At 73.9% G+C, this 15,910-nt stretch carries 12 protein-coding genes, 1 tRNA gene and 1 riboswitch; of the genes, 5 read left to right on the top strand and 8 right to left on the bottom strand.

Features of this window, described 5'->3' with window-relative positions:
* Positions 1-42: 42 nt before the first annotated feature.
* Complete coding sequence (locus tag IF20_RS17310) at positions 43-1,185, bottom strand: cobalt-precorrin-5B (C(1))-methyltransferase (RefSeq protein WP_052866097.1); 1,143 nt, start codon at positions 1,183-1,185, stop codon at positions 43-45.
* A gap of 11 nt (positions 1,186-1,196) precedes the next feature.
* Between IF20_RS17310 and IF20_RS17305 the strand changes: the two genes are divergently transcribed.
* Positions 1,197-1,976, top strand: a complete 780-nt coding sequence (locus tag IF20_RS17305; protein WP_052866096.1) for a cobalt-precorrin-6A reductase — start codon at positions 1,197-1,199, stop codon at positions 1,974-1,976.
* Between the two features lie 4 nt (positions 1,977-1,980).
* On the opposite strand, the gene cobJ is transcribed toward IF20_RS17305, so the two are convergent.
* From cobJ to cobG, 3 genes are read right to left on the bottom strand one after another with little or no spacing between them, the layout of a single operon-like run.
* Positions 1,981-3,558 (bottom strand): precorrin-3B C(17)-methyltransferase, encoded by a 1,578-nt coding sequence (cobJ, locus tag IF20_RS17300; RefSeq protein ID WP_110944254.1) that lies wholly within the window; start codon positions 3,556-3,558, stop codon positions 1,981-1,983.
* Positions 3,555-4,202: a precorrin-8X methylmutase gene (locus IF20_RS17295; protein WP_052866095.1), complete on the bottom strand. Its 648-nt coding sequence runs from the start codon at positions 4,200-4,202 to the stop codon at positions 3,555-3,557. Before IF20_RS17295 ends, cobJ begins: the two co-directional genes overlap by 4 nt.
* Positions 4,199-5,695 carry a precorrin-3B synthase gene (cobG, locus tag IF20_RS17290; RefSeq protein ID WP_110944253.1) on the bottom strand — a complete coding sequence of 499 codons (1,497 nt, stop codon included), beginning with the start codon at positions 5,693-5,695 and terminating at the stop codon, positions 4,199-4,201. Before cobG ends, IF20_RS17295 begins: the two co-directional genes overlap by 4 nt.
* Before the next feature lie 83 nt (positions 5,696-5,778).
* A riboswitch (cobalamin riboswitch) is annotated at positions 5,779-5,874 on the top strand.
* A gap of 88 nt (positions 5,875-5,962) precedes the next feature.
* On the opposite strand from cobG, the gene cobN reads away from it, so the two are divergent.
* Positions 5,963-9,667: a cobaltochelatase subunit CobN gene (cobN, locus tag IF20_RS17285; RefSeq protein WP_234426694.1), complete on the top strand. Its 3,705-nt coding sequence runs from the start codon at positions 5,963-5,965 to the stop codon at positions 9,665-9,667.
* Positions 9,668-9,865: 198 nt separating this feature from the next.
* Here cobN and IF20_RS17280 read toward each other — a convergent pair whose 3' ends face one another.
* Complete coding sequence (locus IF20_RS17280) at positions 9,866-11,167, bottom strand: MFS transporter (RefSeq protein WP_234426693.1); 1,302 nt, start codon at positions 11,165-11,167, stop codon at positions 9,866-9,868.
* A gap of 101 nt (positions 11,168-11,268) precedes the next feature.
* Here IF20_RS17280 and IF20_RS17275 point away from each other — a divergent pair, with 101 nt between their 5' ends.
* Both IF20_RS17275 and IF20_RS17270 read left to right on the top strand, forming a co-directional pair.
* Positions 11,269-12,189, top strand: a complete 921-nt coding sequence (locus IF20_RS17275) for a LysR family transcriptional regulator (RefSeq protein ID WP_052866093.1) — start codon at positions 11,269-11,271, stop codon at positions 12,187-12,189.
* Between the two features lie 89 nt (positions 12,190-12,278).
* Entirely contained in the window at positions 12,279-12,929 is a 651-nt protein-coding gene (locus IF20_RS17270) for a TlpA family protein disulfide reductase (protein WP_052866092.1), read from the top strand.
* 191 nt (positions 12,930-13,120) lie between these two features.
* Here IF20_RS17270 and IF20_RS17265 read toward each other — a convergent pair.
* The 3 genes from IF20_RS17265 to IF20_RS17255 form a co-directional block, all read right to left on the bottom strand.
* Positions 13,121-13,194: transfer RNA gene (locus tag IF20_RS17265), tRNA-Pro, on the bottom strand.
* Between the two features lie 12 nt (positions 13,195-13,206).
* Positions 13,207-13,992, bottom strand: a complete 786-nt coding sequence (locus IF20_RS17260; RefSeq protein ID WP_052866091.1) for a Pr6Pr family membrane protein — start codon at positions 13,990-13,992, stop codon at positions 13,207-13,209.
* A 133-nt stretch (positions 13,993-14,125) separates the two neighbouring features.
* Positions 14,126-15,052, bottom strand: a complete 927-nt coding sequence (locus IF20_RS17255) for a metallophosphoesterase (protein WP_052866090.1) — start codon at positions 15,050-15,052, stop codon at positions 14,126-14,128.
* A gap of 322 nt (positions 15,053-15,374) precedes the next feature.
* Between IF20_RS17255 and IF20_RS17250 the strand changes: the two genes are divergently transcribed.
* Positions 15,375-15,839, top strand: coding sequence for a GatB/YqeY domain-containing protein (locus IF20_RS17250; RefSeq protein WP_052866089.1), 465 nt, complete (start codon positions 15,375-15,377; stop codon positions 15,837-15,839).
* Positions 15,840-15,910 lie beyond the last annotated feature (71 nt).

Below are 15,910 nucleotides of genomic sequence, written 5' to 3'. Positions count from 1 at the left end.
GCCCTCACGTGTGCTGAGCCGGACCCGCCCCGGGGCGGTCGGTCAGCGGAGCGTGCTGCGGCCCACCACGTTGCCTGCGCGGTCGATGCAGATGACGTCGACCTGCACGGGGGCGCCGCGGAGTACCTCAAGGGCCTGGTCGCGGGCGGTGGTCGCCACGAGGTCGCCGAGCGGGACCCCGGCCGCCGTGCACGACTGCAGGGCCGCGAGCCCGGTGTTGGCGGCCGCCACCTCCGCCGCCAGCGCCTCGTCCGCGCCGCCGCGGCGGGCCAGGTCGGCGAGGAAGCCCTTGTCGACCTGGGAGCGGGCGGAGTGCAGGTCCAGGTGGCCGGCGGCCAGCTTGGAGAGCTTGGCGAAGCCGCCGCAGACCGTCAGCCGGTCGACCGGGTGCCGGCGGATGTACTTCAGTACGGCCCCGGCGAAGTCGCCCATGTCCAGCAGGGCGTCCTCGGGCAGCCCGTACTCGGCCACCACCGTCTTCTCGGACGTCGAGCCGGTGCAGCCGGCGACGTGCGTGCGCCCGGCCGCCCTGGCCACGTCCACGCCGCGCCGGATGGAGTCGATCCACGCCGAGCACGAGTACGGCACGACGATGCCGGTCGTCCCGAGGATCGACAGCCCGCCCAGGATGCCGAGCCGAGGGTTCCACGTGGAGCGGGCGATCTCCTCGCCGTGGTCCACGGACACGGTGAGCTCCACGTCCGCCTCGCCGCTCCCGTGGCGCGCGGCGACCTGCGCCAGATGGTCGCGCATCAGTCGGCGCGGCACCGGATTGACGGCCGGTTCGCCAACATCGAGGGGGAGACCCGGGCGGGTCACCGTCCCCACGCCGGGACCGGCCTTGAAGACCACTCCGGAGCCGGGCGGCAGGGCGCGCGCGGTGACGCGGACGAGCGCGCCGTGCGTGACGTCTGGGTCGTCCCCGGCGTCCTTGACCACGCCCGCCGTCGCGCGCCTCCCGGCGGGCTCTCCGGGCCCTTCCTCGGACAGTTCCTCGACGGCGAGCGCGAAGGCCGGGGTCTGCCCCTTGGGCAGGGTGATCGTCACCGGGTCGGGGAAGTCGCCGGTCAGCAGCGCGGTGTACGCGGCGGTGGCCGCCGCCGTGGCACAGGCACCGGTCGTCCATCCGGGCCGCAGACCGGTGTGCTTGAGTTGGGCGCTGCGCCCGCCGCTCGCCTCACTCATGGAAGGACCCGATGCACGCCACGCACGTACTGATCCTCGGCGGTACGACGGAGGCCCGCCGCCTCGCCACAGCGCTGGCCGACGGCCCGCTCGCCGGCGGCGTGCGCGTGACGACGTCGCTCGCGGGCCGTGTCGCCCGCCCCGTGCTGCCGCCGGGCGAGGTACGCATCGGCGGCTTCGGGGGTGCGCAGGGGCTCGCCCAGTGGCTGCGTGCGCACCAGGTGAACGTGCTCATCGACGCCACCCATCCTTTCGCCGGAAAGATCAGTTTCAACGCGGCGACGGCCGCGGGCATGGCCCATGTTCCCCTGCTGGCGCTGCGCCGGCCCGGCTGGGTACCGGGGGAAGGCGACGACTGGCACCCGGCCGGATCGCTCCAGGAGGCCGCCGCGCTCCTCCCGGAGCTGGGCCGCCGGGTCTTCCTCACCACCGGCCGGATGGGCCTGTCCGCCTTCGCGGACCTGACGGACCTGTGGTTCCTCATGCGGTCCGTGGACGCCCCCGAAGGGCCGCGCCCGCCGCACATGGAAGTGCTGCTCGACCGCGGCCCGTTCACCTTGGACGGCGAGCGGGCACTGCTGCGCGAGCACCGGATCGACGTCGTGGTCACGAAGGACAGCGGGGGAGCGGCCACCGCGCCCAAGCTCACGGCCGCCCGTGAGGCCGGGGTCCCGGTGGTCGTCGTCCGCCGCCCGGCCGCCCCGGCCGGCGTCCCCGTGGCGGACGACCCCGGACAGGCCGTCCGCTGGCTGACGGACCACCTGGGCAAGGCCTTCCGCACGGAGGCGTGACGCGTCAGTCCTCGGGATACCGCCGCGGCGTCCAGACGATCTGCTCGTCGTTGCCGCGGCGGACCGTCCGGGTCTGCGAGGAGCCGACGATCAGGAGGGTGCGCATGTCGACCTCGGCCGGGTCCAGGTCGGCCAGCCGTACGATGCGGACGCTCTCCTCGGGGCCGCCGATGTCGCGGCCGAGCACCACGGGGGTGTCCGGCGCACGGTGTTCGAGGAGCAGCTCACGGGCCTTGCCGACCTGCCAGGTACGGCTGCGCGAACCGGGGTTGTACAGCGCCAGCACCAGGTCGGCCGAGGCCGCGGCGCGCAGCCGCTCGGCGATGACCTCCCAGGGCTTGAGCCGGTCGGAGAGCGAGATCGTGGCGTAGTCGTGGCCGAGCGGGGCGCCCGCGCGGGCCGCGGCCGCGTTCGCCGCGGTCACTCCCGGCAGCACCCGTACGGGCACGTCCGCGTACTCGGGCTGGGCGGCCGCCTCCAGTACGGCGGTGGCCATCGCGAAGACGCCGGGATCGCCGCCGGAGACCACCGCGACCCGTCGCCCGCGGCGCGCGAGGTCCAGGGCGAACTCGGCGCGCTCGGACTCGACCTTGTTGTCCGAGCCGTGCCGCTCCTGGCCGGCCCGGGCCGGCACCCGGTTCAGGTACGTCGTGTAGCCGACCAGGTCGGTGGCGTTGTCCAGGGCGCCGCGCGACTCGGGCGTCAGCCAGGGCGCGCCGGCAGGCCCGGTGCCGACGACCGTCACCTCGCCGCGCTTCGGGGCCGCAGGTCCGCTGTCCACTCGGGACGGCAGCACGGCCACCGAGAAGTACGGCACCGACTCCGGGTCCACGTCCGCCAGTGCCGCCGTGCGCTCGCCGTCCATGTACGCGCGCTCCACGTACCGCGCGTCCGCCAGCCGGCCCGCGCGCTCCAGGGCGCGGCGCACGGTGGGGAACGTACGGCCGAGCTTCATCACGACCGCCGAGTCGGCGGCGGCCAGCCGGGCCGTCAGCTCGTCCTCCGGCAGCGTGCCGGGCACGATGGTCAGCGTCTCCTCGGCCTCGACGAGCGGGGCGCCGAGCCGGGCCGCCGAGGCGCTGACGGAGGTGATCCCGGGGACGACCTCGGTGGGGAAGCGGTGCGCGAGCCGCTTGTGCATGTGCTGGTACGAGCCGTAGAACAGCGGGTCGCCCTCGGCGAGGACGGCCACCGTGCGGCCCGCTTCGAGGTGCGCCGCCAGCCGGGCCGAGGCCTCTTCGTAGAAGTCGTTCAGCGCGCCCCGGTAGCCGCCGGGGTGGTCCGTCGTCTCGACCGTGACGGGGTAGCGGAGCAGCTCCTCGATGTGGTCGGGGCGCAGGTACCGCTCGGCGATCGCCCGGGCGCGGGAGCGGCCGTGCCGGGCGCTGTGGTACGCCACGACGTCCGCCTCGCCGATGGCCTCGACGGCCCGCAGGGTCAGCAGGGACGGGTCGCCAGGACCCAGCCCGACCCCGTACAGCTTCCCGGTGCGCGCGTCGCTCTCAGCGGCCCTGGAGCTGCCGGCGTTCTCGGTGCTCCCGGCGTTCTCGGCCGCGTCGCCGCTCTGCGTGGTGGTGCTCATTCCGCGGTGCTCGCAATCGCGTTGACGGCGGCCGCGGCCATCGCGCTGCCGCCGCGCCGGCCCCGCACCACCAGGTAGTCCAGGCCCAGCGCGTTCGCCGCCAGGGCGTCCTTCGACTCGGCCGCGCCGATGAAGCCCACGGGTATGCCGAGCACGGCCGCCGGGCGCGGCGCGCCCTCCGCGACCATCTCCAGCAGGCGGAACAGGGCGGTCGGCGCGTTGCCCACGGCCACCACCGAGCCCTCCAGCAGGCCCCGGTCGCGCCACAGTTCCAGCGCGGCGGCGCTGCGCGTGGTGTCGAGCTTCGCGGCCAGCTCCGGTACGCCCGGCTCCGAGAGCGTGCACACCACGTCGTTGTCCGCGGGCAGCCGCTTGCGGGTGACGCCGCTCGCGACCATCTGCGCGTCGCACAGCACCGGCGCGCCCGCCTGCAGCGCGGCGCGGGCCCGGCCGATCACCTCCGGGCTGAACGCGAGGTCGCGGACGAGGTCGGTCATCCCGCAGGCGTGGATCATCCGGACCGCGACCTGGGCGACGTCCGCGGGCAGGCCCGCGAGGTCCGCCTCCGCGCGGATGGTGGCAAAGGACTGGCGGTAGATCTCCGCCCCGTCCTTCTCGTAGTCGAACACTGTGCTCTCGCTCATCTCGTCGCTGTGGTCGCTGTCGTCGTGCGTGCTGCCGCCACGGCGACGGCAAGGCCCGTTGACGTCCGCCCGTCGGCGGGACCACGGGAGTCCGCCGGCGGGTGCACGCCCGCAGACTCGTTTGCATCTGAAGACCCGTTCATGTCTGCGGCGTCGCTCACGACAGTACGCAGGCGTGCGCCGCCCGGCGCGCCCCGGTCCCCGACGTCCTCGGTCCGCGGGCCCCCGGGCTCGACCAGGTGTCCGTCGACCTCGTAGCCCTCGGGGGTGGCGACCACGTCCACCCAGTCGCCCTGAGGATGGCCGCAGCGGCGCGCGCAGCCCGACCAGTACACCGGCAGCCCGCCGCCCGCACCGAGGGCGGTGGCGGCGTCCGCCCGTACGTCGGCCAGCGACTTGGCGCAGCCGGGGCGGCCGATGCAGGCGCCCACGCCGTGCCAGGGGGAGGCCGGGTCGGTGATCAGGCCGGCCGTCGCCAGTCCCTGCAGCCGGGCGTCGGCCGCCTCCTGGCACAGCCCGGGGACGACCACGCCGCGCCACGGGGTGAGCCGCAGTTCGTCGGCGCCGTCCGTACGGGCCACGTCGGTCAGCAGCGTCCACTGCGCCGCGGTCAGCGTCCCCAGAGGGGCGAGGACGGACAGTGCCCGAAGGCCGTCGGGCCCGCCGATGATTCCGGGGACGGGCGCCGCAGCATCCGTGGGCAGCGAGGTCCCCGCCGTATACGTGCAGGGGATGCCCGCCGCGTCCAGTCGTCGCGCCGTCTCGTGCAGCAACGCGCCTGCGCGGTCCGGGACATCGCGTACCCGCCAGGCGCGGGAGCGGCTCTCCGCCGTCGCGTTCAGAAAGGCCTCGGCAGCGATCAGCGCGGCCCGAGGAGCATCGGCGCCGCGCACCCGAAGCGCACCGTCCGCAGCTCCTACGTAGAGCAGCGCCCCGTCCTCGTCCGGGGAGCTCGCGGCGGGACCGGCGTCCGAGGCGATCAATGTCACATCCGCGCCGAGCGCGGCCACATCCCCACACCCGTCGTCCAGCGCGAACAGGAAGCGCCCCGAGAGCGCCGTCGCGGCCTCGCTGGCGCACAGCAGGCGGTCCAGGGCGTGCAGCCACGGGCGTACGTCCGCGTGCCCGGCGTCCAGCCCGGACAGCGGCGAGGCGACGATGTTCCGTACCCGCTCGTGCCGGTACGACGGCAGCAGGCCGGCCGCGTCGAGCAGGCTCGCGAGGGCCGCGCCGCAGTCACCGTCCAGGCCGCGCAATTGCACATTTCCGCGCGAGGTGAGGTGCAGCGAACCGTCCCCGAGCCGGAGCGCCGCATCGGCCAGTGCGCCCGCCTGATCAGCGGTCAGTACGCCGCCGGGCACCCGGACGCGGGCCAGCGCACCGTCGTCCGCCGTATGCAGCCGCAAAGTGCCCGGGCAGGCGTCGAGGCGAACCGGTATGGGGGGTTCGTCCCGAGGTGGAGGGTTGGTCGCCGTGGGCATGGCGGCGAGCATACCGACCTCGCCCCGGGCGTCCGCCCCGCGCGGGGGAGGTGGCCCTTACTATGCTCACGGCGGGTCATCCGGGCCCGTCACCATCGCCGGCGACGGCGACAGGGGAGGAAGCCGGTGCGAATCCGGCGCGGTCCCGCCACTGTGAACCCGGCCCTCTCGGCCGGGTGAGTCAGGAACTCTCCTTCCCCGCTCCCGGGCCGACCCGGGCAGGGGAGATCCATTCCGACACCGCCCGGGGCGCGGACCCCGAGGAAGGCCCGACGCCGCATGCTGCCCACGCCCGGGGAGAACGCCTCCCAGTCCGGCGAGACCGTTCCCGAGTCCGGCGAGACCGCCGCCCGCCGGATCCTGCTCCTGTCGACCTCCGACACCGACCTGCTGAGCGCTCGTGCGGCCGGCGGCCCGGTCGACTACCGCTTCGCCAACCCCGCCCGGCTGGACCTGGCCGAGCTGCCCGCCCTGCTGGACGGCTGCGACCTGGTCGTCGTACGCCTCCTCGGCGGCATCCGCGCCTGGCAGGAGGGGTTGGACCAGCTCCTCGCCGACGGCCGCCCGGTCGTCGTGCTCACCGGAGAGCAGGCGCCCGACGCCCAGCTGATGGCCGCCTCCACCGTCCCGGTCGGCATCGCCGCCGAGGCGCACGCCTACCTCGCGCACGGCGGCCCGGCCAACCTGGAGCAGCTCGCCCGCTTCCTCTCCGACACCGTGCTGCTCACCGGCCACGGCTTCGAACCGCCCGCCGCCGCGCCCTCGTGGGGCCCGCTGGAGCGCACCCCTCGTGCGGACATCACCACGGGCCCCGAGGCACCCACCGTCGCGGTGCTCTACTACCGCGCCCACCACATGAGCGGCAACACCGCCTTCGTGGACGCGCTGTGCGGCGCCATCGAGGACGCCGGCGGCCGCCCGCTGCCGCTGTACGTCGCCTCGCTGCGCGCGCCCGAGCCGGAGCTGATCGACGCGCTGCGCGCCGTCGACGTGATCATCACCACCGTGCTGGCGGCGGGCGGCACCAAGCCCGCCACCGCCTCGGCCGGCGGCGACGACGAGTCCTGGGACGCGGGCGCCCTCACCGGCCTCGACGTACCGGTCCTGCAGGCGCTCTGCCTGACCTCCTCGCGCGCCGACTGGGAGGAGAACGACGAGGGCGTCTCGCCGCTGGACGCGGCCAGCCAGATCGCCGTTCCCGAGTTCGACGGCCGCCTGATCACCGTCCCGTTCTCCTTCAAGGAGATCGACGAGGACGGCCTCCCGGCGTACGTCGCCGACCCCGAGCGCGCCGCGCGGGTCGCCGGCACCGCCGTACGCCACGCCCGGCTGCGCCACATCGCGCCCGCCGACAAGCGCTTGGCACTCGTGCTGTCCGCGTACCCGACCAAGCACTCCCGCATCGGCAACGCGGTCGGCCTGGACACCCCCGCCTCCGCCGTCGAGCTGCTGCGCCGCCTCCGTGCGGAGGGCTACGACTTCGGGCCCGAGGAGGAGATCCCCGGCCTGGTCTCGGGGGACGGCGACGAACTGATCCGCGCCCTCATCGAGGCTGGCGGCCACGACCAGGACTGGCTCACCGAGGAGCAGCTGGCCGCCAATCCGGTACGCATCCCGGCCGCCGACTACAAGCGCTGGTACGCCACGCTCCCCGAGGAGCTGCGCACCGCCGTCGAGGAGCACTGGGGCCCGGCGCCCGGCGAGATGTTCCTCGACCGCAGCCGCGTGGGCCAGGGCGGCGACCCCGAGGGCGACATCGTGCTGGCCGCCCTGCGCCGCGGCAACCTGCTGATCCTCATCCAGCCGCCGCGCGGCTTCGGCGAGAACCCGATCGCGATCTACCACGACCCCGATCTGCCGCCCTCGCACCACTACTTGGCCGCCTACCGCTGGATCGCCGCCGCGCAGTCCGACGGCGGCTTCGGCGCCGACGCGATGATCCACCTGGGCAAGCACGGCAACCTGGAGTGGCTGCCCGGCAAGAACGCGGGCCTCTCCGCCGCCTGCGGCCCGGACGCGGCCCTCGGCGACCTGCCGCTGATCTACCCGTTCCTGGTCAACGACCCGGGTGAGGGCACCCAGGCCAAGCGCCGCGTGCACGCCACCCTCGTGGACCACCTCGTCCCGCCGATGGCCCGCGCCGACTCCTACGGCGACATCGCGCGCCTGGAGCAGCTGCTCGACGAGTACGCGCAGATCTCCTCCATGGACCCGGCCAAGCTGCCCGCGATCCGCGCGCAGATCTGGACGCTCATCCAGGCCGCCAAGCTCGACCACGACCTGGGCCTGGAGGACCGCCCGGACGACGACGGCTTCGACGACTTCCTGCTGCACGTCGACGGCTGGCTGTGCGAGGTCAAGGACGCGCAGATCCGTGACGGCCTGCACGTCCTCGGTGGCGCGCCGACCGGCGCACCCCGTGTCGACCTGGTCCTCGCCATCCTCCGCGCCCGGCAGATCTGGGGCGGTACGTCGGCGCTCCCGGGCCTGCGCGAGGCGCTCGGCCTGGACGAGTCCGCGGCGACCCGCACGACGGCGGACGCGGCCGAGGAACAGGCCCGCAGCCTCGTTCAGGCGATGGAGGACGCGGACTGGGACCCGGCGGCGGTGGCCGAGGTGGCCGCCGGGCACGGGCAGCAGGTCGCGGACATCCTCGACTTCGCCGCCCGGGAGGTCGTCCCGCGCCTCGCCGGCACGACGGCTGAACTGGACCACGTCGTGCACGCCCTGAAGGGCGGCTTCGTGCCGGCAGGACCCTCCGGCTCGCCGCTGCGCGGCCTGGTCAACGTCCTGCCGACCGGCCGCAACTTCTACTCCGTCGACCCGAAGGCCGTGCCCTCGCGCCTCGCCTGGGAGACCGGCCAGGCCCTGGCCGACTCCCTCCTCGAGCGGTACCGGACGGACAACGGCGACTGGCCGGAGTCGGTCGGCCTGTCCCTGTGGGGCACGAGCGCGATGCGCACCGCCGGTGACGACGTCGCCGAGGCCCTCGCGCTGCTCGGCGTCCGCCCCGTCTGGGACGACGCCTCGCGCCGCGTGACGGGCTTGGAGCCGGTCCCGCTGGACGAGCTGGGCCGCCCCCGCATCGACGTCACCCTGCGCATCTCCGGCTTCTTCCGGGACGCCTTCCCGCACACCATCGGGCTGCTGGACGACGCGGTCCGGCTGGTCGCAGGGCTCGACGAGCCCGCCGACCAGAACTTCGTACGGGCCCACGCGCAGGCCGACCTCGCCGAACACGGCGACGAACGCCGCGCCACCACCCGCATCTTCGGCTCCCGCCCGGGCACGTACGGCGCGGGCCTCCTCCAGCTGATCGACTCCCGCGACTGGCGCACCGACGCCGACCTCGCGGAGGTCTACACGGTGTGGGGCGGCTACGCGTACGGCCGTGGCCTGGAAGGCCGTTCGGCGCGCGAGGAGATGGAGACGGCGTACAAGCGCATCGCCGTCGCCGCCAAGAACACCGACACCCGTGAGCACGACATCGCGGACTCCGACGACTACTTCCAGTACCACGGCGGCATGGTCGCCACCGTACGGGCGCTGCGGGGCACGGCCCCCGAGGCGTACATCGGCGACTCCACCCGCCCGGAGACGATCCGCACCCGCACCCTCGTGGAGGAGACGTCGCGCGTCTTCAGGGCGCGGGTCGTGAACCCCAAGTGGATCGAGGCGATGCGTCGCCACGGCTACAAGGGCGCGTTCGAGCTGGCCGCCACGGTCGACTACCTCTTCGGATACGACGCGACCACCGGCGTGGTCGCCGACTGGATGTACGACAAGCTCACCGAGGCCTACGTACTGGACCCGGAGAACCGCGCGTTCCTCCAGGAGGCCAACCCCTGGGCCCTGCACGGCATCGCCGAGCGCCTCCTGGAGGCCGAGTCCCGCGGCATGTGGGCCAAGCCCGACCCCGCCGCCCTCGAAGCCCTGCGCGAGATCTTCCTGGAGACCGAGGGCGACCTGGAGGGCGAGGACTGACCGCTCGCGGCACCCGCCGCGCCCTTCTCCGCCAAGACGCCCCCGCCGGCGCGGTACGCACACCGCGCCGGCGGGGGCGCGTCGGCTTCGGTGCGCGGAGGAGCGCGTCGGCTCCGGTGCGCGGGGGAGGGGAACGCGTCGGCTCGTCCGGACGTTGTCGGATATGCCGGGTCGGGTCAGGGACGTCGCGGGTCCGGCTCAGGGGCGTCGGGGTCGGTTGAGGAAGGCGAGCAGGGCGCCGGACAGCGCCGCCAGAACCGCCGCCGCGGCCAGGAGGCGGGGCATCGGGACGCCGGTGGCCAGGGCGCTGAGCAGCAGTGGGGCGAACATTCCGAGGTAGGCGAGGCTCCAGAAGCAGGAGGTGAGGCGGGCCAGCGCGGAGGGCGTGGCGAGGGCGGCGGTGGTGGCCAGCCCGTACGTGAGGGCGAGCCCGTACCCGGCACCCAGCACCGCCCCGGCGACCAGCGCGAGCACCGGCTGCCCGTACCCGGCGGCCGGTACGGCGAGGGCGAAGCCCCCGGCCATGACCAGCAGGCCGGCAGCCCCCGTGAGCAGCCGGCTGTGCACGCTCAGCCGCCGGGCCAGCGGCTGCACCGCCACCCCGGAGCCGGGCACGACCGCGGTCGCCACCCCGGCGTACACCACCTGCCAGCCGGCGAGGCCGCCGTCCACCAGGCCGGGGAGCGTGGCGAAGCCGACCATCGGCGCGGCGAACACCCAGGGCGCCATGGGCAGCACGGCCCGCAGGAAGCCGGTGCCGCGACGACCACCGGTCCTGCCTGAGCTGCCGGCGTCCTCGTGGTCCGCCGCGGGGCGAACGGCACCGCCTCCGGCGGTGGGGTCCGCGAGGATCCGGCCGGTGGTCGTGTCCCCCGTGGCGGGGCGCGTCTCCGGGCTGCGCGCGGCCAGGCATCCGGCGAGCACCGCCAGCACCACATGGGGCAGGTACGCCAGGGCCATCGGCCAGGGGGCCCACTGGGCGATCAGCGAGGCGGCCAGGCCGCCCGAGGCGAAGCCCAGCGACACGAAGATCCCGGAGCGCCGGGCGGCCACCGTCTCCGTCCCCGTCGGCGCGTACGGCGGCGAGGACAGCTCCTTGACCCACGTGCCACCGGCCGCCAGCAGCGCACCCGCGCTGATCCCGGTGAACAGCCGGCCGGGCGTCAGCCAGAGCGTCGTCCCGGCGCCGAGCATCAGCAGCAGCGTGGCGGCCAGATTGAGGGCGAGGGCGGCGAACGCCACCGGGCGCCGGCCGTACCGGTCGGCGAGCGGCGCGGCGACGAGCAGCCCCGGTATCAGCCCCACCGCGTACACCGCGAGCAGTGCGTTCACCGCGGCGTCGGAGAGGCCGGCGGCGCGGTAGGCGCCGAGCAGCGCGGCGAACTGGTTGGCGCTCCAGCCGGAGGCGGTCATCATCAGCGCGGTCCGCAGGCCGTACGGGCGCGGGGCGGGTGGCGCGGGGGCAGGTCGGGGCGGGGTCAGCCGGGCGGTGTCGGTCACGTCCCCGTTGTACGGGCGGCCGCTGCCCCACCACCGCCCGCATTCACGAATCGTGAACGGACATACGCGCAGATAGCGGCCGCGTCGTACGCTGGGGGCCCATGGACCTCCGGCTGCTCCCGTCATTCCTGGCCGTGGTCGAAGAACAGCACTTCGGCCGTGCGGCGGCCCGCCTCTTCCTCTCCCCGCCGGCCGTCACCCAGCACATCCGTCGGCTGGAGAACGAGCTCGGTACGCCACTGCTGCACCGGAACCCGGTACGGCCGACCGCCGCCGGGATGCGCTTCGCCGAGCACGCCCGCACCCTGCTGGCCGCGGCGGACACGGCGGTGGAGGACGTGCACGAGGCGGTACGCCGGGAGCGCGAGCGGACCACGCGCCCGCTGCGCATCGGCATCATGGGCCACGGCTCGGCGGAGATCACCCCGGCCGCGGTGAACGCCTACCGCAGGGCGCGCCCCGAGGTCCCCGTGGAAGTGCTCCAGCTCAACTTCACCGAGCACGTCACGGCGCTCGTGGAGGACCGGGTGGACCTGGCCTTCATCAGGCCGATGCCCGACGACGACCGGCTGGTCGGCGACGTGCTCCTCACCGAGCAGCGCATCGTCGTCGTCCCCGAGTCCGCCCGGCTCGCCGACGCCCGCACCGAGGGCGTACGCGTCGCCGACCTGGCCGACCTGCCGATCTTCCGGGTGCCGGACCACACACCGACGATCTTCAAGGACTACCTCTACTTCCACAACGAGGCCGCCCGCCGCGGACGCAGCGTCGCCCTCTTCCCGCAGGAAGTCCTCACCGGCGTCCTCACCGGCCACGGCGCCGGCTCGGGCCTCCGCTCCTTCGCCCGCTACTACAACTGGCCCGGAGCGGTTTTCGTTCCCGTCCTGGACGCACCCCAGGAGTCCAGCCACCTGGCCGCACGCGCCGGTGACCCCAACCCCGAAGTCGCCGTCTTCCGCGCCCTCGCCACCACCCTCGCCCGCGAACTCGCCCCGCGCATCAACGCCATGCCGCTGCCCTGACCCGAGCAACCGGCACTGCCGTGGCCCGGTGCCGGCCTTGGGTCGGTACCGGTGGCAAGCGCGCCCAAGTACCGTGCGAAACTGCCGAAATGACCCTCAGAAGCCGCCCCGAAACCGGCCCCGGGAACCGTCCCGGCACCCGCCCGGCGACCCGCCGCCGCGGACTCGTCGGGGCGCTGCTCGCCACCTGCGCCGCCGGATCGCTCCTGAGCGGCTGCGCGGACGGTGGCTCGGACTCCGCCGACGGCGCCCGCCCCGAGTTCGTCAGGGGCAAGGACGGCTTCGACGCGGTCCCCGTCTCCGACCGGACGCCGGCACCCGCCATCGACGGCCGGACAACGCGCGGCAAAAATCTGGACCTTGACGACTACCGGGGGAAGGTCGTCGTACTCAACATCTGGGGCTCCTGGTGCGGCCCGTGCGACGCCGAGGCCCCCGACTTCGCCAAGGTCGCGAGGGAAAGCCGGGGCAAGGGCGTGCAGTTCGTCGGGATCAACACCCGCGACGGCAGCACCGCACAGGCCGTCGCCTTCGAAGAGCAGCACAAGATGCCGTACCCCAGCCTCTTCGACCCGGCGGGCAAGCTCATGCTGCGTTTCCCCAAGGGCAGCGTGAACCCGCAGCTCATCCCGACGACCCTCGTCATCGACCGCCAGGGCCGCCTCGCCGCCCGCGCCATCGGCCCCGTCGGCGCCCAGCAGCTCCGCACGGCGCTCCAGCCCCTGACCACCACCACCTGACCGCCGGCGGGGCCCACCCGCTTCGACTTCCGCGCGTCCTGACAGGTGACAGGTCGAACTGGTCAGCACTGTGACGCTCATCACGAGCAGTCACCCAAAGGTGATCGCCGCCCCGGCTCCCACCTGCCGCACAAACAACCAGGGGCCTGACCCGCTCTCGCGGATCAGGCCCCTGGCCTGTGTTTCTTCAGTCGGGGTGGCGGGATTTGAACCCACGACCTCTTCGTCCCGAACGAAGCGCGCTGCCAAGCTGCGCTACACCCCGAAGCAACGAGCTCTACTTTAGCGGACCGATCCGCGAACGTGAAATCCGGTATCCGGGGCGCGGGGGAGCGGGCCTGAACTGGTCGATCGCGAGGAGGACCAGGGCGAGGGCGAAGAAGGCCAGACCGTAGAGGACGGCGTGTAGCAGGACGGCGAGGTACCCGTGGCTCTCGACGTCCAGGAAGGGGTACGGGTAGCGGCCGTCCGTCCCGGGAGTGATCAGGGCGCCGCGGGCCAGGGCGAAGGCCAGGTAGAGGAGGGGGTATGCCAGCCACTGCCAGGCGTGGCGCAGGCGGAGGTGGCGCGGGGCGGTCAGGAAGAGCCAGTCCAGTACGGCGACCAGTGGCGTCACGGTGTGCAGCAGGTGGTTGGCGATCGTGCCGGTGGTGCCGCGCGCCGCGGTGCCGGTCATGGCGGAGTGGGTCGCGTCGCCGGCCAGGACGAGGTGGTACACGAGGCCGGTGATCACGATGTAGAGCAGCACGGCCCCGGTGATCCGGGGCGAGACGGGGCGGCGGCCGGTGGCGGTCCGGTACGCCGTCCACGTGGCGCAGACGGCGAGGGCCGCGTTGCTCTGGATCGTGAAATAGGACGCCAGCCGGGGCAGGTCCGTGGCGAGCGTGATCTCCAGGGCGATGCCGGTGGCGGCGGCCGCCGCCAGCAGCAGGCGGAGGAGCGCGGCCAGCGGGCGGGGGGCGTGCGGCGCGACCGCCGACGACGGGGTGAGCGCCGAGGCGCCGGCCGGGCCGGTCGCGTAGTGCGAGGAACGGGTGGGGTCGGACCGGGTCGGGTCGATCATCCCTCCACGCTAAACGTCTCGTGGGGCGTTGGGGACCGGTATGCGCGGCCTCGGACCGACGCGGGTGCGGACCCGGTCTCCGGGGGCCGCACGGTCCCGTGCGGCCCCCGGAGACCGGGCTCGTCCGTACTGCTCAGGCGCGTTCGGTCAGCGTCAGCAAGGTCGCCTCGGGCGGGCAGGCGAAGCGGACGGGGGTATAGCGGTTGGCGCCGCAGCCCGCGGAGACGTGCAGGTAGGAGGTGTGATCGCCGGCGGTGTGGGTGGACAGGCCCTTCACCCGGCCGGTGTCCAGGTCGCAGTTGGTGACCAGGGCGCCGTAGAAGGGGATGCACAGCTGACCGCCGTGGGTGTGCCCGGCGAGGATCAGCGGGTAACCATCGGCGGTGAAGGCGTCCAGCGAGCGCAGGTACGGGGCGTGCACGACGGCGAGGGAGAGGTCCGCGTCGTCCTCGGGGCCACCGGCCACCTCGGCGTACCGGTCGCGCTTGATGTGCGGGTCGTCCAGGCCGGTCAGCGCGATCTCGAAGCCGTCGAGCTTCAGCCGGCCGCGGCTGTTGGAGAGGCCGACCCAGCCCGCCGCGTCGAAGGCGTCCCGCAGCTCTTCCCAGGGGTTGTGGACGACGCCGACGGCGGGCGCGTTGCCGTTCAGGCCGTGCCGCCCCTGCACCTTCTCCAGCAGGTAGCGGGCGGGGTTGCGCAGCTTCGGGCCGTAGTAGTCGTTCGAGCCGAAGACGTACGTACCGGGGAACTCCATCAGCGGGCCCAGCGCGTCCAGCACCTCCGGCACCCCTTCGGTGTCGGAGAGGTTGTCGCCGGTGTTGACGACGAAGTCGGGGCGGAGGCCGGCCAGGGACTGCAGCCAGCGGCGCTTCTTGTTCTGCCCGCTGACCATGTGGATGTCCGACACCTGCAGCACCCGCAACGGCCGCATGCCGCGCGGCAGTACGGGGATCGTCACCCGGCGGAGCCGGAAGGACCGGGCCTCGATGCCGGCGGCGTAGGCGATGCCGGCTGCGCCGACCGCCGTAAGGGAAAGGGGTACTCCGTATCGCGCGCGCATGGCCCCATCGTGGCAGAGAGCGGAAGGCACCGGCACACAGGGCCGGATGATCTTGATGTCGTACGGGATGTCGCCGATTGCCGCCGGCTGCCGTCGGCGTACTCCCGGCCGGTTTGGTGGGATCTGGGACTGGGGGTGTGGGATCCGGGGCCGGATTCCTGGATTCCTGGAATCCGGGACTGGTTTCTGGAATCCGGGGCCTGTCTCCGGGGATTCCGGGCGTTCGCCGGTGTCCTCCCTGCCCGCTCTCGTAGGTGCTCGGGGAGGCGTTACGGCCCGATAACTCCGCGCGGTACCCGACGGGCCCTGGCAAACTTGGGTCATGACCACGCTCAAGACGAAGCTGCAGGACGACCTCACCGCAGCGATCAAGGCGCGCGACGAGCTGCGCTCCTCCACCCTCCGCCTCACGCTCACCGCGATCCAGAAGGAGGAGGTCGCGGGGACCGAGGCCCGCGAACTGTCGGACGGCGAGGTCGAGAAGATCATCGCGCGCGAGGCGAAGAAGCGGCGCGAGGCCGCCGAGGCGTTCGAGAAGGGCGGCCGGGCGGAGCAGGCCGCGCGGGAGAAGGCCGAGGGCGAGGTGCTCGCCGACTACCTCCCCAAGCAGCTCACCGACGCGGAGCTGGAGAACATCGTCGCCGAGGCGGTGGCGGAGGCCGTCGGCAACGGCGCCGAGGGCCCGAAGGCCATGGGCGCGGTCATGAAGATCGTGAACCCGAAGGTCGCGGGCCGTGCCGAGGGCGGCCGGGTGGCCGCCGCGGTGAAGAAGCTGCTGGCGGGCTGACCGCGTACTGATGCGCGAAGGGGCGCCTCCCTCAGGGAGGCGCCCCTTCGCCGTGCTTCGCGCGGTCCGGC

The organism is Streptomyces niger (assembly GCF_000718305.1).
GTDB lineage: Bacteria > Actinomycetota > Actinomycetes > Streptomycetales > Streptomycetaceae > Streptomyces > Streptomyces niger.
This window is presented reverse-complemented; position numbering and strand designations above follow the sequence as displayed.